Genomic DNA, 23,176 nt, shown 5'->3' on the forward strand with positions numbered 1-23,176 from the left:
TGCGCGCAAGTTCATGGCAAGCGGGAACGAACTTGGGAGCCGCGCTGGCGTTCTAGCTCGGCATGTCGGGAGGCTCCGACGCGACATGGCGAAAACACTACCGATCAGGCCAATCGGGCTCGATCCATGCTCAACGTGACAAGGAAGTGGGAGAGCGACGCGCCACTGCCGGCCGGCATGGAACGCATTCGCACGCTGGCCGAGGGCTGGAGGATCTCCGACGTGGCGGCAATGAATGAACGATAGTCCCTCATTGGAGCGGAACTCTATGCGACCGGGAGACTGATCATGAATGAGTCCTCCGAACGATCGGCCAGGGGGCCTGACACGTCTATTGGCGAAAAGACCGGAGCCAGCCTCTTGTATGCCGCAGCGCTTCGCGGGCGTATCGCTAGATACGCCCTGGCGACCTCCGGCGTACTGTTTGCCATCGCCGTGGCTCTAATCGTTTACGCGAACCGTCCGATCGCCGTCGAGGTCGCGTCAATTGAAAAGAACGTGCCGATCCGAGTCTTTGGGCTTGGCACGGTCGAGGCCCGTGTGATGTCGAAAATCGGTTTCGAAGTGGGGGCCACGCTGGTCGAACTGCACGCGGACCACGGCGACCGCGTGACGAAGGGCCAGGTCCTCGCGCGCCTCGCCAGTAGCGAACAAGAGGCCAAGGTCGCAAAGGCGCGCGCTGCGCTCTTGATCGCCGAGACGAACATCAACCGGGCGGATGCCAATCTCGAGAGGGCGCGGGCGGTGATGGCGCAAAGACAGGAAGCCAATCGGCGCAAGCAGGCGCTTGTTGCGCGAAGCATCGTCACAAAGCAAGTCGCAGAGGAGGCTTTCAGAGACGAGGCCGTAGCCCGCGCCGATGTTGCCGTTGCAGATAGCGAGATTGCCAGCGCGAAGGCGCAACTGGCCGATGCGCGAGCTCAGTATCAGTTCGAAGAAACGATGTTGCGCCATAGGACGCTCACGGCTCCCTACGACGCCGTGATTATGGAGCGCCACAAGGAACTGGGCTCTGTCGTCAAGGCTGGCGATCCAATTTTCACGCTCATTGCGGCTGACACGTACTGGGGTCTCGCTCATGTCGACGAAGCGCGCGCGGGATTTATCCAGGAAGGGCAACATGTCGATGCACGCCTTCGCTCGCGTCCGCAGGATGCGTTCACAGGACGGGTCGCCCGCATTGGCCTCGAAAGCGATCGCATTACGGAGGAACGGCGCGTTCTCATTAAGGGCGACAATCCGCCATTCCGAGTCTATCTCGGCGAGCAGGTGGAGGTCTGGATCACCGTCGCTCAGCTTGATAGAGCGATCCTCGTTCCAGAGGCCGTCGTGCAGGGCTACGACGGACGGCAAGGCCGGGTATGGACGGTCGAGTCCGGCCGGTTGCGGAGGCGTCTGGTAAAATTCCGACATCGCACGGAGGACGCGCGTCTTGAGATCGTGGATGGCCTGCCCGGAGATGCGCGTGTCGTGGCGAACCTGGAGAGCGGCTTACGCGAAGGCCGCTTTATTTGGACGATCGAGGCCAGCAAGAAATGAACCTTGCATATCGCGACATTATGCACAATCTCGGTCGGTTCCTATTGACCTGCCTGGGACTTGGCCTCCTGCTCGGAGTCGTGCTCGCAATGATCGGCATCTATCGCGGGCTCGTCGTTGAGGCGCTGACCATCGCCCGAGCGCCGGCTGTCGATTTGTGGGTTGTGGAATCCAGTACGCGCGGTCCCTTCGCGGAGATATCTCGCATTCCAGGAGACACGCGGGAGGCGATCGCCCGCATCGCGGGCGTGGACGCCGCCGGAAGCGTCACGTATCAGACGGTAGAGAGTGAGCACATGGGCAACAAGCTCCGGCTCTACGTCATCGGTTACGAGCCGACGCGACCAGGCGGTCCGCCAGTAATCATCGAAGGTCGCGGAGTTGCTCGCAGCCACTATGAGATAGTCGCCGACCGCGCTGCCGGTCTTGTCCTCGGCGATCGGGTCGCGCTCGGCCGAAGCATGTTCACGGTGGTTGGTCTCACGCAGCACCAGGTCAGTTCGGGAGGCGACCCGGCCGTCTACGTCACGCTGCAGGACGCGCAGAAACTGCAGTTCGATCTCGCGCCGTCGGCGGCGCGACTCAAACTCGCTCGTGGCGAGGGCGGATCAACTCGGGACACCGTCAATGCGGTCGTGGCGCGTCTGCATCCGAACTCTTCTTCGGAGGCCGTCGCTAGCACAATCAAGCGGTGGAAGCATCTCGCGGCCATTACCCAGGAAGCTCAAGAGAACATTCTGACACTTTCGCTCGTTGACCGTGCGCGCCGACAAATCGCGCTTTTTACAGGCCTGCTGCTGGTCGTCTCCGCGGTGATCATCGCGCTTATTATCTACACGATGACCATGGAGAAACTGAAGCAGATCGCCACCTTGAAATTGATTGGAGCGCCCGACAGAACGATCATCGGGATGATCGTGCAGCAAGCCATGGCGCTCGGCTTCATCGGATTTGCAATCGGTGGCGCACTTATCGTCAATATTCAGGACTACTTTCCACGACGTGTGGTGCTGGAGCCGGATAATGTTGTCATTCTGGGAGCCATTGTCTTCGTAGTATGCCTTCTATCGAGCGTCCTTGGCGTCCGCGCCGCGCTCAGGGTCGATCCGGCGACCGCGCTTGGGGGCTGAGATGCAAACCACAAGCTCTGGCGCGCCGCTTGTTCGGCTGGATCGCATCTCAAAACACTTTGGCGAGGGAGAAACCCGCGTCGATGCAGTGCGCGATGTTTCGCTAGAGGTTTACCCCCGACAGGTCGTAGCGCTGCTTGGCCCCTCCGGTTCCGGCAAGACCACCCTCCTTAACATCATCGGCTGCATTTTGGATCCGTCCTCGGGGTGCATGGAGCTCGACGGCGAACTGGTCGTCCGCGATGGCCGCCGGCTTCGGGGTGATTTGCGGCGTCTCAGGCTCGACAAGATCGGGTTCATCTTCCAGTTCCACAACCTGCTGCCGTTCCTCGATGTGACCGATAACGTGGCGATCGTGTTGCAATTGGCCGGCGTCGACATTGCTAATGCGCGCAAGCGGGCCGTGGCTTTGCTCGATTATCTCGAGATCGGCCACCGCGCAAAAGCGATGCCGGCCAAGCTCTCCGGTGGCGAAGCGCAGCGGGTGGCCATCGCGCGGGCGCTAGCGAACAGCCCTCGCATCATTCTCGCGGACGAACCAACGGCCGCCCTCGACTCCAAGCGCGCCGGCATCGTCATGGACCTCTTGCGCAAGCTCGCGGTCGAGCACGACGCCGCGATCATCGCCGTAACGCATGACGAGAAGATTTTCGATCGCTTCGATCACATCCATCAGCTACGGGACGGCAGGCTGTTCGGGATGCACGACGAGCAGATCGACGTCTCAAGACTGGACTCGCCTTTGTGAGAGGCTGAGCTCTTTTGTCTCAAGCGGAGCATCCAAAACAACAACGCGTGTCGAAGCTGCGATGACACCCATCATGGTGCGTGCGTAGTAAAATACTGGAAGCGTCTTCTCGTTGGCGATGCGATACGGGCGCCCTTTTCGAGCCCCGCCATTTCATCGGTCCTGTTAACACGGATTTGTTACGCACTGCGGAAACAACCTGCCGCGGGCGAAAATAGCCAGCCTTGCTAAGATGGCTCAACCTATCTTTCATTATGCTCGACGCCTGAGCCGCCTCGGTCATCGTCAGCCATTCTGAAGATTATAGGCTTGGATACCGCGCGCGACGCACGGGAGCGCACTTGAGGTTTGCCCTTGCCGGAGGGATGACCATTCGATTGAGCGCCCCGGCGAAACGTTCGTCTGACCAGCGCCCAACCCAGTCCCTTATAATCGCCAAGGTGTTCCTGTTCATGAGATAAGCCCTCTGAGTGAGTTTTGATGAGGTCTGAGATTTCGAAGAGGAGCAGAGCCATGCTATTCTCACGTTCCGCCGATTTCATTCCAACCTGCTCCCAGGAGTCATCTTCACTCCAAGGCAGGACGCGGTGATCGCTGAGCGTATCGGCGTCTGCGGCGCGCTTTGGAGCCCAAGGCCGCGGCGCGTGCGCAGGAAAAGAGCGGAGAAGCGCATTCTGCGGCGCTCACGCGCGCCGTTAGCACGCAAGATCGCGCGGCTGTTCAGCCGGACGGCACGTGGCGGCGATTGAGCGGCGATGAGATGTAGGTCCAGCGAAAATCGACCTCCTTTAAGCTCAGGTCAGCCCCATTGTTGCCGAAGCCGAGCCTAAAGGCGTTTTGATGAACCGCTGAATCGAAGCACGCCTCTTTCGCCGCGACACGACCCTGCCTCGTCGGCTATAAAGCAACGGCACTTGATTTTGGGTGCCGGCCTTGACCCGGCGAGCGGAGGACAGGATGGCCAATCCCAGATGTGCGGACATTGTCCGTGACGGCGAAGACTTCGTTGTGGACGCGACTTTCGTTGCGCCAAAATTCGGACTCTCCGTCGAAGCCTTTCGCACGGAACTGCAGCGGGGAACAATCGTGGCGACCTGCGAGCGGGGAGAAGGCGAGGATTATGGCAAAACTCGCCTCACCTTCCGGCGCGGAATATTGCTTTGGCGCTTCGTCCTGGATGGGGACGGCGCGGTCCACGAAGACCCGCTCCTGGCCAAACGCGCCAGCTCTTCGCGACCACAATCCCGTCCATGAGCTATGGCTGCGCCGGCGCTCTTGCCAATAAATCACATCGACTCGTCTGGGCGCCTTGCAAGTACCGCCGCCGGCGCGGCGCTAATTTCCACAACTTGCTAGGCGCAGCGCTCGCCTCCCCTGCACCATGGCAAGGAATTCCTTGCGGGTGCGCGAGTGGTCGCGGTTCACGCCGAGCAGCCGGCTCATCGTCAGGAGCGAGTCCGTCGTGTTGACCCCCACAGCGTCGTGCAGCTGTGCTCCGCCTCGATGACGACGCCGACGCCCTGCGGCCGACGTGGCGAGGGCGTAGCATTGACGCGTTGCCGCGCGAGCTGCGGCCTATGGGCTCGGGCCAACGAAAAGCTGTCTGCAAACCTCTGAGGGGTCCGACTCGCCGACCTCTTCTAATTTACAGCACGAGGCGCTGCTGCTTACCATCGACCATTCCCGCCGGCTCGCAATGCGCACCACAAAAAGGACCGCGATCCTGGCCGTGCCCCGGATTCGTTCAGAATGGCGAATCTGAATTTAGCGTGTGAGATAGAGGAGAGTTTCATATAAAAAACCGATGCATTCGTCTGATTGAGAACTCAACGCGTCTTTCTTGAAATTCCACCAACACGACAGGGTCTCAATATTTGACAGGCACCTGCGATCAGAGACGTCCTTCATAAGCAGCACCTTAATGTCGACAATGCCGATTACGTCGCTCGCGCTTGCAGCGCAATTTGGACGGCTTTCAATTCTTTTGACCAGCTCCGGATTGGCTTGGAGGCAAGCTAATGTGAGGGCTTTCAATTTGTCCTCGTAAGAAACTCGGGGGTTGACCCACATCGAAAGAACCCTTTCTGTCATAGGCAGAGCCTAAGCGTCTTTGGCATCTTCTCTCGAGCCGCGCTACCCAAGTGCATCATCGATAGGCGTAGGATGGGCGATGTGAGGGACTAGGTGCGGACAAAAAAAGAGAGCGAGATGCCTTTTTCGAAAACTCTGGGCTACAGATTCATCACGCTTGTACTGCGCGTGCAAAAACGGGGCTGGCGTCGTATGTCGTCGCCAGCCGGCGGGCCGCCCATCCATCCTCGACCGACAGCGAACGGATTCGGCAATACCATCTTACTCGAGTCGGGAAAGCCGTTCGGTGGACAAGCAACGATCGATTTTAACCCAAACGGGTTGATCTTCGAACTTCGGCTTCCTCTTAAGGCTATTACTGAACGCGCATCTTCTCTGATAAATCACAAGGACGTCGGCGAGCCGAGCTAACCAAGGAAGCTCTGTCGCTGGATTTGGAACATGAACACGGCCGATTCGCGTGCGCGGGGGCAGGAACTCAGGGGACCGCGTTTGAGAAAGGACGCCGAGGGCGCATTCCAGGCAAACACCGCAACTGCCCTTCCTTCGCCTTCGGTCGATCTCGGGCGCTTTCTTCTCGCCCTTCTTATGGGCATCGCCTATCGCTCCGATTTGGGTCGTTGTCACGGCCAGACAAGCGACGATGGTCTTTGCGCCGGTATCTGGCATGCGCATGAAACAACTTTGCGCCAAAAGTTCTTCAACAATCTCATCGCACGATAGGTCGACAGTCGACGGTATGAGCACGAAATCATGCCGCTCCGAAGTTTTAGTTCAGCACCTTCACGCTTTAGTACGCTTTTCAAGTCCAATCCTATTCCGGCCAGCCACTGGCGAGAGACAATCTAGCGGAGTCCAGCTATCCGGGCGCACACCGTCCGTAGCCGACCTTCGCCGGATCAGAAAATGGTTTGGGCGTGGCGCTTGCCATGGTAGTTTGCGGCTGACAGAGTAGAGAAATGCTTCGCTGCCTTCGCCTTTTGATCTCTGTGGTTATTCTCGCTACAGCTTTAGCTGGGGCGGGCGGAGCTTTTGCCGCGAAGATGAACCATGCTTGCATCGAAATGAGCATGGACGATTGTCCCGACCACAACGGCCATGACGGCGCAGCACTCCCCGTGTGCGCTGAGATCCTCTGCGGGCCCAGTCAAGCAGCGCTTCCGCAGTTTCAACCATTCGTTGATGCCGTTCTTTGGGTGTGTGCGCCGCCGCTAATTCCCTCCGACGACATTGAGCTCGGTGGATTGCGAAGCCCGCCCGCTCTTCGGCCTCCAATCGTCTAAAGCCGAAAGTCCAATCTCGCTCACGGTTGCGCCCGGAGCAGATTTGGCGCGACCTCAAGCGGTCGCTGCGGCTAGCCGAGGGGGATCGTTATCCACGATCCCATTCCCGCAGGAACCAGCGCCGTTGTCGCATCGACGCGTGAGGCGCGATGACGTCCCTCGTCGGGATTGAGCGCGGCTGCAATCCGCCCGACGACCATGCGCATTAATGGGATACGGAGAGAATCTGATGATGCTCGTGACCTCGAGCAAGGCGCGCTTATTCGCGCTGGTCGCGCTTGCCATCCTAGGCCTAGCGCCGTTCGCCCGCGCCAATATCAACGACTACGAATTCCGACTCGTCGCAGCGCAATTCAAGACGGGGCAAGCGATCGTATCGGTACGTCTCGTCCATAAGCCCGACGACAAGCCGGCGCCAGACGCGGTGATCTTCGCGATGCGTCTCGATATGGCTCCAGATGGCATGGAGACGATGACCAGCATGATCGAACCGGCGCAAAGCCCCGATCCCGGAATTTATCGATTCAAGGTCGATCTGACTGATGCGGGAACGTGGCGGATATCACTCGCTGCAAAGGTGCAGGGCGAGAGCGGCACGGTCCAAGGCCGACTAATTCTAAAGGTGGCGCCATGAGTCGAGGACGGCGCCTTCGCGCCATCTCATTTGTGGAATCGGCGGCGGTATTGATGTGCTCAACATCGCTTTCGGCAACCGAGCGAAACTTGCCCGGCGCCAACGTCGAAAGCGTCGTCGCCCTTGCAAATCAGCTAAGCCCTGAACTAGCGGCGGCCGCGCTGGATGCCGATGCGGCAGCGCATAAAGTGGGCGCGGCAGGCGTGCTGGCCGATCCGACGGTAACGCTGCAAGCATGGGATGTGAATGGACGCGGCATCGGCCAGCGTTGGATCGGCTTCGAGCAGGAATTCAAACTTTGGGGCAAACTCGATCTGGAGCGCGGCGTCGCAGAGGCCGACGCCGAGGCTGCGAGGCATCAGAGTCGCGCCGTCGCCACAGATTTGATCGCCCGCGTCAAAGCCGCCTATGCGCAATACGGCGCCGCGCATCGGGCGATCGACCTTTCGCTTGGATTAAAGCGCCGGCTCGACGAAATTCTCGCGCTCCTGCGCTTGCGTTATGGCGCGAGCTCGGTCGACCAGCAGGAAGTGATCAAAGCCGAGATCGAGGCGGCGACGGCTGAAACAGAGGTCGCGCGCCGTCAAGGCGAGGCAAAGGCCGCCGCCGCTCGCTTAAATGCCTTGGTCGGTCGCGGCTCGCAAGAGCCACTCGCTATGCCCAAAGGCTTTCGGCCGCTGAAAACAAAGCTGACGCTCGCCGGCGTTCAGGAGCTCGCGAGAGTCGCCAATCCAGCCCTCGCCACGACCGGCGCGCAGGTCCGCGCAGCGATCGGAACTAAAGAACTCACGGACCTGAATTACTATCCGAACGTCACCGTTGGCGCGAATTTCGTGCAGCGTCCCACCGGCGACAATAGCGGCATGTTCATGCTCGGATTCAAGGTGCCGCTGCAATATGAAGCGAAAGACGCCGAACAGCGCGCCGCCAGTTCGCGGCTCGGCGCCGCGCAGATGCGCTACGACGCCATCCGAATCCGGCTCGACGGCGATGTGGCCGAAGCATGGTTCGGGCTGGAGGCGGTGCGCAAGGCGATCCGGATCGTCGAACAACGCCAGCTCAGTCCGGCGCGGCTGTCGGTGGAGACGGCGCGAAGCGGCTTTGCGGCCGGAGCCGCCGACTTGGCGACGTCTCTGGAAGCCGAACGACGCCTGCGAGCGATCGAACTCGAAATCCTTAAGCTCAAAGTCGAAGAGCAAGCCAGATACGCGGAGCTTGAACGTCTGGCGGGAGGCTCTCTATGACTCGCCGTCACTTCGCAATTCTTTTGGGCTTTGTCGTCGTCGCGGCCAGCCTCGCTTGGCTGGCCGAGGGACGTTTCAAATGGGTCACACCTACAGGAACGCTGGGTGACGCCGGGCCTAGTATCTCGGGTAAGCCGCCTGCAACGACAGGCCCGATCATTTACTACAGGGATCCCGACGGTCGCCCAGCCTATTCCTCGACGCCCAAGAAGACATCGGCAGGCAAAGATTATCTGCCGGTGCGCGCCAGCGAGGATGTGAGTTTCGAGGACAAGCCTCCTGCAGGCTCCGCCAAGATTGGTGGCGAACGACGCGTGCGCTTCTATCGCCATCCAATGGGCCTGCCCGACACATCGCCCGTTCCCAAGAAAGACGAGATGGGAATGGATTACGTACCCGTCTACGAGGACGAGGCGGAGAACGGCACGACCATCACGATCAGCCCCGGAAAGCTGCAAAAGACCGGCGTTCGCTCCGAACCCGTCCAACGCCGGACGCTGAGCGTCCCTGTTCGAGCGACGGGCAGGATCGACTTCGACCCGCGACGTATCTCGATCGTCTCCCTGCGCTTCGAAGGCTTCATCGAATCGGTCGGGAAGTTTGCGGAGGGCGATTATGTTCGCAAGGGCCAGACGCTGATGCGCGTGTATGGGCCGAATCTTTCGAGCGCAGCCGCCGAATATGTCGCCGTCCTCAACATGCGGCGTGGCGGCGGGATCGACGCCCAGCGTCTGGAGGGAGCCAAGCGGCGGCTCGTCAATCTCGGCCTCGACGAAAGCGCCATCGCCGCGATCGGGCGCGCCCGCAGCGTTCCACGTGTGATTGCATGGCCCGCGCCGCAAGACGGCCATGTCTTGGAGCGAGCGGCAATTAACGGCATGCGCGCCGCGCCGGGCGACATGCTGTTTCGCATCGTCGATCATTCCCTAGTTTGGGTGCTGGCGGACATCGCCGAGCGGGACATCGCCTTGATCAAGCCCGGACAAAAGGTCGATGTGCGGCCACGGGCTTACCCAGATCGAGCCTTTAAGGGGCAAGTCGCTCTGATTTATCCCCATCTCAATATGGAGACACGAACGGCGCGCGTCAGAATCGAACTGCCGAACCCCGACGGGTTGCTGCGGGGAGATATGTATGCGGAGGTCGAGATCGCAGCCGGTGGAAACGAGAAGGTGCTAACGGCGCCAGAAAGCGCCATCATCGACACCGGTAAACGGCAAGTGGCGATTGTCGACAAGGGCGAAGGGCGCTTCGAGCCGCGAGAAGTAAAGATCGGCCGGCGCGGCGAAGGCTTCGTCGAAATCAAGAGCGGCGTGAGCGAAAACGAACGCGTAGTTACGACCGCGAACTTCCTCATCGACGCCGAAAGCAATTTGAAGGCGGCGTTACGAGCTCTCGACCAAGGGGAGGCGGGCAAGTGATCGCCCGTCTCATCGCCTGGTCGGCGCGCAACCTATTGCTCATATTCGTGGGCGCTGCCTTCGCGGTCGCAGGGGGCGTCTATGCCGTGCGCACACTGCCACTCGACGCCATTCCCGATCTCTCCGATGTGCAAGCGATCGTTTATACGGAATATCCGGGCCAGGCGCCGCAAGTCGTCGAGGATCAAGTCACTTATCCGCTCACCACTTCGATGTTGACCGTTCCGCGCTCCAAAGTGGTGCGCGGATTTTCATTCTTCGGCGTATCCTTCGTCTACGTCATCTTCGACGATGGCGTCGATATTTATTGGGCGCGCGCGCGCGTCCTCGAATATTTGAGCGCGGCGAGTAAGAGATTGCCGGCGGGCGTGACGCCAGTTCTCGGTCCCGATGCGACGGGCGTCGGCTGGGTCTATCAATATGCGCTCATCGCCAAGGATATGACGCTCGCCGAATTGCGCTCGATCCAGGACTGGACGATCCGCTACGGCCTCGCCAAGGCTGAAGGCGTCGCTGAGATCGCGAGCGTCGGCGGCTTCGTCAAGCAGTATAATGTCGTTGTCGATCCTAACCGACTACGCGCGCTCGGCCTTCCACTGTCGAAAGTGCGTGGCGCCATCCGCGCCAGCAATACCGATGTAGGCGGTCGCACGGTCGAACTTTCCGAATTTGAATTCATTGTGCGTGGACGAGGCTATCTGCGCAGCGTGAACGACCTGAAAAGTATTGTCCTGCGCGTCGAAAACGGCACACCACTTCTCCTGAAGGATGTCGCGCGCGTCGAGCTCGGCCCCGACGAGCGGCGTGGCGTCACCGAACTCAATGGTGAGGGCGAGGTTGCGAGCGGCATCGCGCTACAGCGTTATGGCGCCAATGCGCTCACAGTGATCGACAATGTCAAATCGACCCTTGCGCAGATGGCGACAAGCTTGCCCAAGGGCGTTGAGATCGTCTCGGTTTACGACCGCTCCCAGCTCATTCATGCAGCCGTCGAGACGCTCAGGAGCACACTCGTCGAAGAAGGCGTCATTGTTGCTCTCGTCTGCGTCGTCTTTCTAATGCATGTGCGCAGCGCACTCGTCGCCATCATCATGCTTCCCGTTGGCGTACTCATGGCGTTCGCCGCGATGAAGGCGCTGGGAATCGGCTCCAACATCATGAGTTTGGGCGGCATAGCCATCGCTATCGGCGCAATGGTGGACGCCGCCATCGTCATGATTGAGAACGCGCATAAGCATCTAGAGCGCGCACCGCCCAATAAGCGGCGCGTCGAGATTATAATCGACGCTGCGACCGAGGTTGGCCCCGCACTGTTCTTCAGCCTGTTGATCATTACGGTTTCGTTCCTGCCGATCTTCACGCTCGAAGCGCAAGAGGGACGTTTATTCAGTCCGCTCGCCTTCACCAAGACGTTCGCCATGGCGGCGGCGGCGCTTCTTTCCGTGACGCTCGTGCCGGCGCTGATGGTCGTCTTCGTGCGCGGAAAAATTATTCCCGAGACGAGGAACCCCATCAATCGCGCGCTCATTTGGCTCTATCGGCCGATCATACGTCTGGTGCTCAAAGCGAAAGTCGCCACTATTCTGCTGGCGCTGGGCGCGCTAGCGCTGACCATCATTCCGGCCCGCCAGCTCGGTAGCGAATTCATGCCCACTCTCAATGAGGGTGCGCTCCTTTACATGCCGACGACGCTGCCCGGGCTCTCGGTCACCAAGGCCGCCGAGCTCCTGCAAAGGCAGGACCGTATCATCAAATCCTTCCCCGAAGTTCACACCGCGTATGGCAAGGCTGGGCGCGCCTCCACGGCGACCGATCCGGCGCCGCTCGAAATGTCAGAGACCGTCATCCAGTTGAAGCCGAAGGATCAGTGGCGTTCTGGAATAACGATCGACAAGCTCATTGGCGAAATGGACGCGGCGCTGCAATTCCCCGGCGTGTCGAATGCCTGGACCATGCCGATCCGAAACAGGATTGACATGCTGGCGACCGGGATCAGAACGCCGATCGGCGTCAAGATTTTTGGCCGCGACCTGTCGCAAATGGAGGGGCTCGCGCGCCAAGTCGAGGCCGTCTTGAAGCGCGTGCCCGGAACTTCGAGCGCCTACGCCGAACGCGTCATCGGCGGCTATTATCTCGATATTGTTCCTGATCGCGCGATGCTCGCGCGCTACGGCCTCATGATCGGCGACATGCAAGCGATAATCGCCACGGCGCTCGGCGGCGAGACCGTCACAACGACGGTTGAAGGACGCGAACGCTACGGCGTCAACATCCGCTATCCGCGCGACTTCCGCTCCGATCCGAGAGCGATCGCCAGCGAAGTGCTGATTCCCCTACCTGGCGGCGGGACGGTTCCGCTCGGCGAAGTGGCGAGTGTCGGACTCGTTCGTGGCCCGACCTCGATTCGCACCGAGAACGGCCAGCTCACAGTCTACATCTTCGTTGATATCCGCGACCGCGATCTCGGCGGCTTTGTCGAAGAAGCGCGCCAGGCGGTCGTCGATGCGATCGAGTTCCCGGCAGGCGCTTATGTCGTCTGGAGCGGTCAGTTCGAATATCTGGAGCGCGCACGAGGGCGCATGCGGATCGTCGTGCCCCTGACGCTGCTCGTCATTTTCCTGCTGCTCTACCTGAATTTCCGCCGCTTGACCGAGACATTGATTGTCATGCTGTCGCTGCCCTTCGCGCTGGTCGGCGGCGTGTGGCTGATGTGGTGGTTGAACTTCAACATGTCCGTCGCGGTGGCGGTGGGATTCATCGCGCTTGCTGGCGTCGCCGCCGAGACCGGCGTCGTGATGCTGATCTATCTCGATGCGGCAATGCGCGAGGTCGCGGCCAAGCGCGTGGCCAAAGGGAAGATCTTCACTCGCGCCGATTTGCGAGAAGCGATTATGCTCGGCGCGGTCGAGCGCGTGCGGCCGAAGATGATGACGGTCGTCGCAATCATGGCGGGGCTTGTGCCGATCCTCTGGAGCACTGGCGCAGGGTCAGAAGTTATGCAGCGCATCGCCGTTCCGATGATTGGCGGGATGGTGTCTTCGACGGCTCTGACGCTCGTTGTCATTCCGGCGATCTATGCGCTGATCAAGGGGTTTGGCCTGCCTCAAAAAGGAGAGGTCAAACAGGAGTTGGGGGGAACTATCCACGCAGCTCCATAGAACAATGCACAACAATCTTCACAGGAGGAAAGACTAATGCTTAGACTCTCTATTGCCTTAGCGACGATGCTGGCCCTATCCGTTCCCGCGATGGCCCAAGAGCTCCAGGAGCACGACCCGCAGACTCACGGAATGGTCCCCGGCGGGCATGGCCGTCACATGCATCGTGATTGGAGCACTCCTGGCCAACACAGACATAATGTGTGCTGGCACCGCCATCATGGAAAATGGGTGTGGGTCTGTCGCTGATGGAGAGAGCTTCGTGATTGAACGCATATTCGATGCGAAGCTGACGTACGGTAATTGTCGTCGACAATAATGGAACGGTCCGACCATCGATTTGCTGTCGGGCCGTGTTCCTTAGGCAACAGTACGAGGCGCGGAAGGTCTCATCGGCGTGATATCATCCAAGGAGTCCGCGCCCCTCATAAACCGTCGAGCAAAATGGCGGACCGCATCCAGTGACTTGCAGTTCCGCCGTTAAACTTTGCGTTGTTGATCTTTTCGAGCGACGATACACGACGACATCGGTCGAGCGGGAGCCTCCGCAGCCAATGGTGTCGAGGCCGTGACTGAAGGAACCGCCATTTCTGGAAGCGGGGCGGCCGTATTGCCGAGTGAGCAACGACGATCGACCTTGCGCAAAGGACGCCTAGATCAATTACGATGCCGCTTCTGACGGCGCAAGGAAGGATGAACCGAGTGGCCCACGAGCATCGGCATGATCGCGCCTCGCATGAGGAATCGAAGACGGCCCGTGGCGGTGTCACAATCGAGGATGCGCATCAAGACCCATCCCATGTAGCGGACGTTATCTACACATGCCCGATGCATCCGCAGATTCGTCAGATCGGGCCCGGAAATTGTCCAATCTGCGGCATGACGCTTGAGCCACTCGTCGCTTCGACCGAAGCCGAACCGAACGCCGAACTCGTCGACATGACTAGGCGGTTCTGGATCGGGCTGGCGTTGGCGGCGCCGGTGCTCGTCTTGGAGATGGGCGGACATTTATTCAATCTCCATCACTTGCTAGCGCCGCAGGCGTCGAACTGGCTTCAGCTTATTTTGGCGACGCCGGTCGTGATTTGGGCTGGCTGGCCGTTTTTGGTTCGAGGCGCGCAATCGCTCGTGACACGTAATCTGAATATGTTCACGCTCATCGCCATGGGAACGGGCATCGCCTGGATTTACAGCGTCATCGCAACATTGGCGCCGTCGCTCTTCCCGCCGGCATTCCGCAACCTCGATGGCTCTGTCCCGATCTATTTCGAGGCGGCGGCGGTTATCACCGTCCTTGTTCTGCTTGGACAAGTTCTTGAATTGCGCGCGCGGGAACAGACCGGCGGCGCCATACGCGCGCTCCTCGATCTCGCGCCAAAAATGGCGACTCGGATTAACGCTGACGGATCCGACGAAGAAGTTGTGCTGGATCTTGTGAAGGTCGGCGAGCGCCTGCGCGTCCGTCCAGGAGAAAAGGTTCCTGTGGACGGCGAACTCGTCGAGGGCCGCAGTTCGGTCGATGAGTCCATGGTCACCGGCGAATCCATGCCGGTGACGAAGATTGCAGGCGACAGAGTCATCGGCGGCACGCTTAATCAGACTGGCGGCTTTGTGATGCGCGCGGAGAAGGTTGGCCGCGACACCGTGCTCTCAAGGATTGTCGAGATGGTCGCATCCGCGCAGAGAAGCCGCGCGCCAATACAGCGCCTCGCCGATCAAGTGGCGGGATGGTTCGTGCCCGCCGTCATTCTCATCGCCGTTATTGCATTTCTTGCCTGGGCAATCTGGGGACCGGAACCACGCATGACGTATGGCCTTGTTGCAGCGGTCTCCGTTCTCATCATCGCTTGCCCTTGCGCGCTCGGTCTTGCGACGCCGATGTCGATCATGGTCGGCGTGGGACGCGGCGCGCAGTCGGGCGTGCTGATAAAAAGCGCCGAGGCGCTGGAGCGCTTGGAAAAAATAGACACGCTGGTGGTGGACAAGACCGGGACGCTCACCGAAGGCAAGCCGCGCGTCACGGCCATCCTCGCCGTCACCGGGATCTCCGAGGAAGATCTGTTGGCGACGGCGGCGAGTCTTGAACGCGCCAGCGAGCATCCCCTGGCGTTCGCAATCGTTCAGGCCGCAGCCGAGCGCGGGCTCGCGCTCAAAGGTGCGACGGATTTCGATTCCCCCGTGGGCAAGGGCGTCATCGGTCGGGTCGAAGGCAATGTGGTCGCGATCGGCAATCGTCGATACCTTGTGGAGCTCGGCGTCGATGCGACGCCGCTCGATAGCGACGCTGAACGCCTGCGGGAAGACGGCGCGACTGCTATCTTTGTCGCCATAGACGGAAGAATTTCCGGCGTCATCGGCATCGCTGACCCAATCAAAGCGACGACGGACGCCGCGCTGAAATCGCTGCGCGAAGATGGCGTCGATGTCGTGATGCTAACCGGCGATAACTGGACAACGGCGCGGGCCGTCGCCAAACGCTTGGGAATCGGCGAGATCGAAGCTGAGATCCTCCCTGAGGACAAGAGCAAAGTCGTGACCAGCTTGCGCGAGGCGGGTCGAATCGTCGCCATGGCGGGAGACGGCGTGAATGATGCCCCTGCACTGGCCGCTGCCGATGTCGGAATCGCCATGGGAACCGGAACCGATGTCGCGATCGAAAGCGCGGGGGTGACTTTGCTGAAGGGCGATCTCGGGGGCATCGTGCGTGGTCGACGCCTCTCCAAGACGACGATGCGCAACATCCGCGAGAATCTGTTCTTTGCGTTCATTTATAATGCCGCGGGCGTGCCCATTGCCGCTGGCGCGCTCTATCCGATCTTCGGGCTACTCTTATCACCAACGATCGCCGCCGCAGCGATGACGCTGTCATCTGTAAGCGTCGTCGTCAATTCCCTGCGACTGAAGCAAGCCAGGTTGGACCCCGAGCGAAAAATTGAGATGCCGCCATATACGACCTAAGCAGAGGGCTATAGGACTATTCGGTGCGGGGGCAGTCACCACTCCCACAGCGCCGGCTGTTCTCTCACCACTTTGCCACACTCACAGCATCTGTCATTGGCGGAACTCTCGCCCGCGTTATGAGAGCAAACATTTTGGCCCGCACTCGCCGGATGAACTCTGATTTCACTGTACAATTCGTCATTTATAGCAATTTTTAGAAGGTTAGGCTCGTTGAGTGAGGCGGCGATGACGAACGCGGCGGGTGAATCGGATGGAGAGGCTCTCAGGCTCGATTTTGACCGCCGTCTAAAAGATGCAATTGGGGGTTCGGTCGTGACCTCTGATGTTGGCGTGGTCGCCTTATCGAGAACTCGACGACGCGCTTGGCCTGAGCGGCATGGCGGGCGAGACTCTTGCCGGCGCCTGCACCGGCAAGAGCATGCTCTTGGTTGGCAATTTACGGCGGTCTGGGTTAGGTCGGCTCGCCGGCTACCAGGACGTGAACGACGTGAGCGGCTTCGGCGGGCCCTGGCGTTCTGGGCGTCGGCGCCGGCGTGGTACAATTCCAAGTTCTATCCGGCGATCGACAATTTCGTCGTGGTGCCCGTTTACGCGCGCGTGGACGGCGCCTTGTTCATCAGGTTGAGCGAGAATGTCTCGGGATAGCTCAACGTCGAGAATCTGGCTGGCGCGCGGTACTATGAATCGTAGATCTGCCAGCGCGTCGCTCCGTATCGGCGAGCGATATCGGCCACGATGGCGTTCGGCGTCAGACTCTCGGCGGCGATCCGAGCTTTCTCCGCCTCAGAGCGTCGCCGACGGCCCGTGGGGCCGGCAACCACCTCAATCCGTCCCGCGTAGCCTTCTTTCGAGACGCCCATTTGGGCGTCCATTTTGACGTCTCTGGTCATTACAGCCACCCTCGAAAGCAGGGGCTTCTTCGCATGATCAGAACATTTTCGGCAGAAGGGGATCGGCTAAGCGCTTACGTACTATGTCTTCGAGCATAACAACAACAACACGCCAGGCACCCCGCGCTCGGCCTATGTGACGCTGAACGCGCGAGTTTAAGCGAGTGCCGGCCGTGCACGCGCCGACTGGATGAGCCGTAGGCATCGATAGCCAGTCATTCTCGCCTGATGTATCGGCGCAGGCTCGAAAGACCCTGCGCCGGCTCGCCGGCTCAGCCCCGACTAGAACAAAAACCCTAAGCAGCTCCGCCAACGAGCTTCACGACAACCGCAGCGATTGTGTTCTAAGGGCCGCCAAGACCTGCATAGCAAGACCACCAATAACGCCCCCGCCCACCCAGCGAACATGTGGGCGCGGGTCGTCATTCGTCTCTCATAGCGGCTCCTCTAGTTTCCGCGAGCTGCCCCCTTGCCGTCTGTCCCGGAGCTTGATGCGCTCGCACGTGTTCGGATAGGCGTGGTTTGGCTCCCGGAGTTGCAGCGTTGCTGATTCCGCTTGATGGCGCCCCCTAAAACGAGATGAAGGCGCCCACCCGTTACGGAATGATGGCGCCCCCCGATTCCGAGATGATCCCGCCCCCTGCAACGGAATGATCCCGCCCGGGTGATTTCGTGCAGTGGCTCACCGCCGCCGTTGGCCTGATCAAGTCGCTCCTTTGGCAATCCAAGGGGGAGCGATTCATGCCAGCGGAGCGGATTACGATGCGCCAGGCGCGCGAGATTATTCGGCTGAAGACCGCGTCGGTTTCAGCGCACGAGATTTCCCGGCGTCTCGGCATGCCGCGTTCGACGGTTCGGGAAGCGCTCGAACGCGCGGAGGGCGCCGGGCTCTCCTGGCCGCTGCCGGAGGGAATGAACGACGACGCGCTGGAGGCGGCGCTTTACGCCAACCGGCGCAGCAAGCGCGGTCACCGGCGCGTCGAAGAGCCGGACTGGGCAAACGTGCATCGCGAGCTGAAGCGCAAGCACGTCACCCTGACGATCCTGTGGGACGAATACATCGCCGAGAACCCCGGCGGCTATCGCTATTCGCGCTTTTGCGAGCTGTATCGCGCCTTCGAGAAAACGCTGTCGGTGACCATGCGGCAGACCCACGCCGCCGGCGAGCGCCTGTTCGTCGATTACGCCGGCGACGGCGTTCCCGTCGTCGTCGACAGGCTCACCGGCGAAGTGCGCATGGGGCAGATATTCGTCGCGGTGCTGGGCGCGTCGAGCCTCACATTCGCGAGAGCGAGCTGGACGCAGACGCTTCCTGACTGGATCGACGCCCATGTCGGCGCGCTTGAGGCGATCGGCGGCGTTCCGCAGCTCATCGTGCCGGACAACGCCAAGACCGCCATCGTCAAAGCCTGCTTCTACGATCCACAGGTCAACCGCACCTACGCCGACATGGCGGCGCATTACGGCGCCGCGCTTTTGCCGGCCCGGCCCAGAAAACCGCGCGACAAGGCGAAGGTGGAATCGGCGGTGCTGATCGTCGAACGCTGGCTGCTCGGCAGGCTGCGTCGCAAAACCTTCTACAGCCTCGCGGAGGTCAACGCCGCCATCGACGGGATGCTGAAAACTCTCAACGAGGAGCGCCCCATCCGCCGGCTCGGTGTCACCCGTCGCCAATTGTTCGACGAGATCGACCGCCCGGCATTGAAGGCGCTTCCAGTCGAGCCTTACGAATATTGCGAATGGCGCTTGCGCCGCGTCGGCATCGACTATCACGTCGAGATCGACGCGCATTATTACTCCGTGCCTTATCGCTTCGCCCGGGCGGAGGTCGAAGCGCGCCTGACCGTCCGCGGCGTCGAGATTTTCTGCAAGAGCGAGCGCATCGCCGTCCATCTGCGGATGAGCGGCAACCGCAAGCACACGACCATTCCCGAGCACATGCCGTCGAGCCACCGGCGCTATGCCGGCTGGACCGTTGAACGCATCCGCGAGGACGCCCGCAAGATCGGCCCGGCGACGGCGGCGCTCTGCGAGCAGATTCTGGAGGCGCGGCCTCATCCCGAACAGGGCTATCGCGCTTGTCTGGGCATCGTCCGCCTTGTCGGCCCCTACGGGTCCGAGCGCGTCGAGGCCGCGGCGGAGCGCGCCATCGAGATCGGCGCGAAGACCTACGGCTCGGTCAAATCCATCCTCGACAACAAGCTCGATCGGAAGCCGGCGGCAAAGCGCGCCGCGGACGCGGCTCCGATCCTTCACCCCAATATCCGCGGCCCGCGCTACTATCATTAGGAGACAGCGACTTGCTTAAACATCCCACCCTCGACCAGCTTCACGCCCTCGGCCTTTACGGAATGGCCAAGGCTTTCGCCGAACTCGCAGAGACAGATGAGGCGAAAGGGATCGACCGCAACGACTGGCTCGCGCTGCTGCTTGATCGAGAAGCGTCTCTTCGACGCGACAAGCGGCTGACGGCCAGGCTGCGCGCCGCAAAACTCCGCCAGCAGGCCAGCATCGAAGATGTCGACTACCGCGCCGCGCGCGGGCTCGACCGCGCCCTGTTCCAGAAGCTAGCCGAGGGCCAATGGATCGACGCCCACGACAATCTCGCCCTCGTCGGTCCGTCCGGCGTCGGCAAGAGCTGGCTCGCCTGCGCCATCGGCCAGAAGGCTTGCCGGGACAATCGCTCGGTCGTCTATCATCGCTGGCCGAAGCTCTGCGAAGACCTTGCACTCGCGCGCGGCGATGGGCGCCACCGCGTCTTATCAAATCCCTCGGCCGCGCCGATCTCCTGATCCTCGACGACTTCGGCCTCGAGCCGCTCGACGCCGGCGCCCGCCACGATCTCCTGGAAATCCTCGAAGAGCGCTATGGGCGACGATCGACGATCGTCACATCCCAACTTCCCGTGACCTCATGGCATGAGGTCATCGGCGATCCCACCTACGCCGACGCGATCTTGGACCGCCTCGTGCACAACGCGCATCGCGTAGAACTCGTCGGCGAGAGCCTGCGCCGCGCCCGCGCCAAAGGACCCAAAACGACTTGACCAAAAACAATCGGAGGTGAGACAAATCTCGTCGGTCAACGAACGCGGCGCCCGGGCGGGATCATCTCGTAAAAGGGGGGCGCCATTATCCCGGAATCCCCGGGCGGCATTATCCCGTTACAGACGGGCGCCTTCGTCGGAATCGTCAGGCAACCCGCCGACTCAAGTCTTTGTCGGCTCTTCAGCGGCGTAGGCGCATCCTTCGGCGAGCGCAGCGGCAAAGAAACACGCCCAGGCAATCGCCAGTCGCGCGCAAGACGCGTGACCAAAATTCATGCGCTAACCGACGCGTAACGCTGCCTCTCGCCTTCTGACAACCGGCGGTCAAGTCGCTGTTTACCCGGCGGGCGCGGACATTCTGGCGAAACTGCCGCCTTATGGCGTTGCGCGGGCGACGACGGTTATCGCAGCGCCATTCACCGCCACACGCGCGCCCTAACCCGAAGGGACAAACTTGCCTCCGTCTGCGTCGCTGCGATCGCCGCCAAGGGTTAGGCGAGGCGATGTTGCGTCTGGCAAATCCAACTTGGGGATAGCGTATCGTTGGTTGAGCAAGGGCATGTAGTTGGACGCTGACGGCGCGGGCATGCCCGTGACGAACGCGGCCGCTGCCAGGAGAAACTGGACGCCGCGATCCGCTTTTGGTTTGCGGAAGAAGACGAACTGGCGATCCATACCGTGGCGGCCGCAGCCTACCGCTCTCTCCGCGACCTTATGGCGCGACGCGGATTGCAGCCTTTTGGCGAATTTGTGCGCGCTGGATTTTTTTCGGCGGAGCTGCGCGACGCGCTGCCGATCGAGGCGGTCATAGACGACTGCCGCCGGCGGCAAGCTGTCTTCGGTACGGAGTGGCGTCGTGCTTAGCATACTGCGCGCGCCTGGGTTGGACGCCGGCCCGAGCAACCTGGCCTTGACCGGGCCGAACATGGCGCGAATCCGACTGTTAAGAAATCATGGAACAAAGCCACCGCAGAAAAGTTGCGGCCTCGGGCGGGCCGTGATGACAGAAAAAAACAACCAAAGAAGCGACCCGCTCGCTCGCGAACTCCAGGAATTGCCCTTCGCCGGTCTCCAGCAAATCGGCAAGGAGCTACGGATTAAGCTCACAGAGATCATCGGGGAACCGCTGCCCGACGAGTTACAAGCGCTATTGGAGAAATTGGAACAGGAGCTTGACCAAAAGTAGACGCGCAGCGGCGTGCTGACGATTGTCGTCCATCAATGGTGGCGAGCACGTAGCCTACATAGAATCCCGTCGAGTGCCGACGCCAAGGGCGTACTAACGGAGCCTAACTCCTCTGAGTTCCATGGTTCTCCTCCGAGGCCGTGCCGTCGCGACGCATCATCACGACCATGTCAGGCGCCGCCGCGATGATGGCCTCGTCCGCCATCGGCTTGTCACCCTCGATCGCCCCCGCCGCGTTGACTCCTCCCCCCAATTCGATGATCGCTTCGGCGGAAGTGCCGCGCCCGCCGATCACGGGCCGTTGGTTCTGCAGCGAGAGCTCGAAAAGGACGCGGCGCGGCGTTTCCGTCTTGGCGACGACGCCGGCCGGCGTTGGGATGTCCGGCACGGATTCACTGATGAACGGCCGGTAGCACATCCCACGCCATTAAGCCTGCTAGGATGAGATTCGGGAAAAATGCAGTTACGATATGAGCAATAATGAAGCAGTTTCGAGTCATAACCGGATGGATCGACTATTGGCCGCCTATCATCTGGTGACCTGACTTCCATGGACTCCCGCAGCGGTAGCCTGCCCTCGGGTAGAACCTTCATCTCCTCGCCCGTCAGCATCTCGAACTCGAGCACCCCATTCGCGAGCGTATCGAGTTGCCTGTGTTTTTCGGTCAAGATGCGCTTGGCCTCATCATAGGCTTCCTGCACCAGCCGCCGCACTTCGGCGTCGATCGTCTGCTACGTCGCTTTGGAGATCGTCTGGTGCCGGATCGAATAGCCGAGGAAATGTTCCTGGTGCGTATCGGCATAGGCGACCGTGCCGAGTTTGTCCGCCGGCCTTGGCGGCGGCAATGACGCGCACACACGACGCGCCGACGCCGACGAACATTTCGACGAGGTCGGAGCCCGAGATCGAGAAGAAGGGCATGCCAGCCTCGACCGCCTCGGCTACGTGCTGGCGGCCGGCGCGACGCCCATGCGGCAGGGAGCGGCTTTGGCCTTCGAGGAGCCGGGCACAGCGTCGACATAGATGCACGCCGTTTTTGGAATGCAAAGACCGTCATTGCGAGGAGCGTAAGCGACGAAGCAATCCAGGAGTCGCACTAAAAAGTGGATTGCTTCGTTGCGCTCGCGATACGATCCAGCGCGAAGACCGTTCGCTCCAAGGGAGCAAACGGTCGCCATCACGCGTGGCGGAGCTTGGTCTTTTTCGACGATCGCTTGCCGAAGACATGCGCGTACCAGCCCGCGCCCAGAGCGAGCGCTACGACGGTAGCGACGGCGACCGCAGTCCAATCGCGTAGAAACGCTTCCCCGACCGAGAAGGGGAAACGGGCGTTGTATTCCTTGCGCCCATCTTCGCTGCGCGCCCGCACGAGCGCCACATAGTCGCCTTGCTTCCTGAAGTCGTGTTCGAGCTGGATAACGCCGGTCTGGAACTGCGCGGGCGGCAGGTAGGCTTCGTTCGGCGCAGCCTCGTCGTCCCCCTTCGGGTCCGCCTCAACGATGCGGATCTCCACCATCATGTCCCGCAATTCGTCCTGCATCGTGTCGACCACGATGGTCGTCGGTCCTGTCTCAGGAATGTCCTCGCAGAACTGGCTTCGCGATTGCGTCGGCTGATAGAAGCTGAAGGTTATGATGTTAGGCCCCATCTGGGTCGCGCATTCGCGAACTTTCTGGAAAGCCTTGGCGGAATCCCTGCGCACCGCCTGTGCGTCCGCGCGGGCGATCAAGCCGATCGCCGCGAGGAGAATCAATAGGAGCCTCATCATGAGCATGCCTCCACTCGTCTTCCGGCACCGCGTCTCTAGATTCGAGAATGCCGCAATTTTTGGTCTGACGTCCATC

Annotated in this window: 16 protein-coding genes and 3 pseudogenes; 14 read left to right on the plus strand and 5 right to left on the minus strand. The window is 60.8% G+C overall.

The genetic code is table 11. The annotated features are described in order from the left end of the window. Positions 1-288 precede the first annotated feature (288 nt). From EHO51_RS20065 to EHO51_RS21125, 10 genes and pseudogenes are all read left to right on the plus strand, one after another. On the plus strand, positions 289-1,539 hold the full coding sequence (locus EHO51_RS20065) for an efflux RND transporter periplasmic adaptor subunit (RefSeq protein ID WP_109026903.1): 1,251 nt from the start codon (positions 289-291) through the stop codon (positions 1,537-1,539). Continuing rightward, the gene (locus tag EHO51_RS20070; RefSeq protein ID WP_109026904.1) at positions 1,536-2,669 is read left to right on the plus strand and encodes an ABC transporter permease; all 1,134 of its coding nucleotides are present in this window, start codon (positions 1,536-1,538) and stop codon (positions 2,667-2,669) included. The genes EHO51_RS20065 and EHO51_RS20070 overlap by 4 nt, the downstream gene beginning before the upstream one ends. 1 nt (position 2,670) lies before the next feature. Continuing rightward, on the plus strand, positions 2,671-3,417 hold the full coding sequence (locus EHO51_RS20075; RefSeq protein ID WP_109026905.1) for an ABC transporter ATP-binding protein: 747 nt from the start codon (positions 2,671-2,673) through the stop codon (positions 3,415-3,417). Positions 3,418-4,374: 957 nt separating this feature from the next. After that, positions 4,375-4,671: a DUF6522 family protein gene (locus EHO51_RS21120; protein WP_109026906.1), complete on the plus strand. Its 297-nt coding sequence runs from the start codon at positions 4,375-4,377 to the stop codon at positions 4,669-4,671. Between the two features lie 2,352 nt (positions 4,672-7,023). Beyond that, positions 7,024-7,425, plus strand: coding sequence for a FixH family protein (locus EHO51_RS20090; RefSeq protein ID WP_245435141.1), 402 nt, complete (start codon positions 7,024-7,026; stop codon positions 7,423-7,425). A gap of 89 nt (positions 7,426-7,514) precedes the next feature. Then, on the plus strand, positions 7,515-8,669 hold the full coding sequence (locus tag EHO51_RS20095) for a TolC family protein (protein WP_245435099.1): 1,155 nt from the start codon (positions 7,515-7,517) through the stop codon (positions 8,667-8,669). Then, complete coding sequence (locus EHO51_RS20100) at positions 8,666-10,090, plus strand: efflux RND transporter periplasmic adaptor subunit (RefSeq protein ID WP_124740575.1); 1,425 nt, start codon at positions 8,666-8,668, stop codon at positions 10,088-10,090. Before EHO51_RS20095 ends, EHO51_RS20100 begins: the two co-directional genes overlap by 4 nt. After that, positions 10,087-13,248, plus strand: a complete 3,162-nt coding sequence (locus EHO51_RS20105; protein WP_124740576.1) for an efflux RND transporter permease subunit — start codon at positions 10,087-10,089, stop codon at positions 13,246-13,248. The genes EHO51_RS20100 and EHO51_RS20105 overlap by 4 nt, the downstream gene beginning before the upstream one ends. 693 nt (positions 13,249-13,941) lie before the next feature. Beyond that, on the plus strand, positions 13,942-16,206 hold the full coding sequence (locus tag EHO51_RS20110; RefSeq protein WP_164479499.1) for a copper-transporting P-type ATPase: 2,265 nt from the start codon (positions 13,942-13,944) through the stop codon (positions 16,204-16,206). A gap of 228 nt (positions 16,207-16,434) precedes the next feature. Then, positions 16,435-16,696 (plus strand): annotated as a pseudogene (locus EHO51_RS21125) (IS1380-like element ISCARN79 family transposase); the annotation flags it as partial. Between the two features lie 190 nt (positions 16,697-16,886). On the opposite strand, the gene EHO51_RS20115 reads toward EHO51_RS21125, so the two are convergent. Then, on the minus strand, positions 16,887-17,099 hold the full coding sequence (locus EHO51_RS20115; RefSeq protein ID WP_109026914.1) for a transposase: 213 nt from the start codon (positions 17,097-17,099) through the stop codon (positions 16,887-16,889). A 762-nt stretch (positions 17,100-17,861) separates the two neighbouring features. Here EHO51_RS20115 and istA point away from each other — a divergent pair. Together istA and istB are read left to right on the plus strand one after the other, a co-directional pair. After that, positions 17,862-19,388 carry an IS21 family transposase gene (gene istA / locus EHO51_RS20120; protein ID WP_432431939.1) on the plus strand — a complete coding sequence of 509 codons (1,527 nt, stop codon included), beginning with the start codon at positions 17,862-17,864 and terminating at the stop codon, positions 19,386-19,388. An 11-nt stretch (positions 19,389-19,399) separates the two neighbouring features. Then, positions 19,400-20,145 (plus strand): annotated as a pseudogene (gene istB, locus EHO51_RS20125) (IS21-like element helper ATPase IstB). A gap of 435 nt (positions 20,146-20,580) precedes the next feature. Here istB and EHO51_RS20130 read toward each other — a convergent pair. Next, positions 20,581-21,072, minus strand: a complete 492-nt coding sequence (locus EHO51_RS20130) for a hypothetical protein (RefSeq protein ID WP_124740578.1) — start codon at positions 21,070-21,072, stop codon at positions 20,581-20,583. A gap of 73 nt (positions 21,073-21,145) precedes the next feature. Between EHO51_RS20130 and EHO51_RS20135 the strand changes: the two genes are divergently transcribed. Next, complete coding sequence (locus tag EHO51_RS20135; protein ID WP_109026916.1) at positions 21,146-21,331, plus strand: hypothetical protein; 186 nt, start codon at positions 21,146-21,148, stop codon at positions 21,329-21,331. 103 nt (positions 21,332-21,434) lie between these two features. Here EHO51_RS20135 and EHO51_RS21130 read toward each other — a convergent pair whose 3' ends face one another. Both EHO51_RS21130 and EHO51_RS21135 read right to left on the minus strand, forming a co-directional pair. Further along, positions 21,435-21,749, minus strand: coding sequence for a hypothetical protein (locus EHO51_RS21130; protein WP_245435146.1), 315 nt, complete (start codon positions 21,747-21,749; stop codon positions 21,435-21,437). Between the two features lie 230 nt (positions 21,750-21,979). After that, positions 21,980-22,045, minus strand: a pseudogene (locus EHO51_RS21135) (hypothetical protein); the annotation flags it as partial. Positions 22,046-22,142: 97 nt separating this feature from the next. Here EHO51_RS21135 and EHO51_RS21140 point away from each other — a divergent pair. Continuing rightward, a complete protein-coding gene (locus tag EHO51_RS21140; RefSeq protein ID WP_245435149.1) occupies positions 22,143-22,355 on the plus strand; it encodes a hypothetical protein in 213 nt (70 codons plus the stop codon). A 154-nt stretch (positions 22,356-22,509) separates the two neighbouring features. Here EHO51_RS21140 and EHO51_RS20150 read toward each other — a convergent pair whose 3' ends face one another. Next, complete coding sequence (locus EHO51_RS20150) at positions 22,510-23,100, minus strand: hypothetical protein (protein WP_245435102.1); 591 nt, start codon at positions 23,098-23,100, stop codon at positions 22,510-22,512. Positions 23,101-23,176 lie beyond the last annotated feature (76 nt).

The sequence above is a fragment of the Methylocystis rosea genome (assembly GCF_003855495.1).
GTDB classification, from domain to species: domain Bacteria; phylum Pseudomonadota; class Alphaproteobacteria; order Rhizobiales; family Beijerinckiaceae; genus Methylocystis; species Methylocystis rosea_A.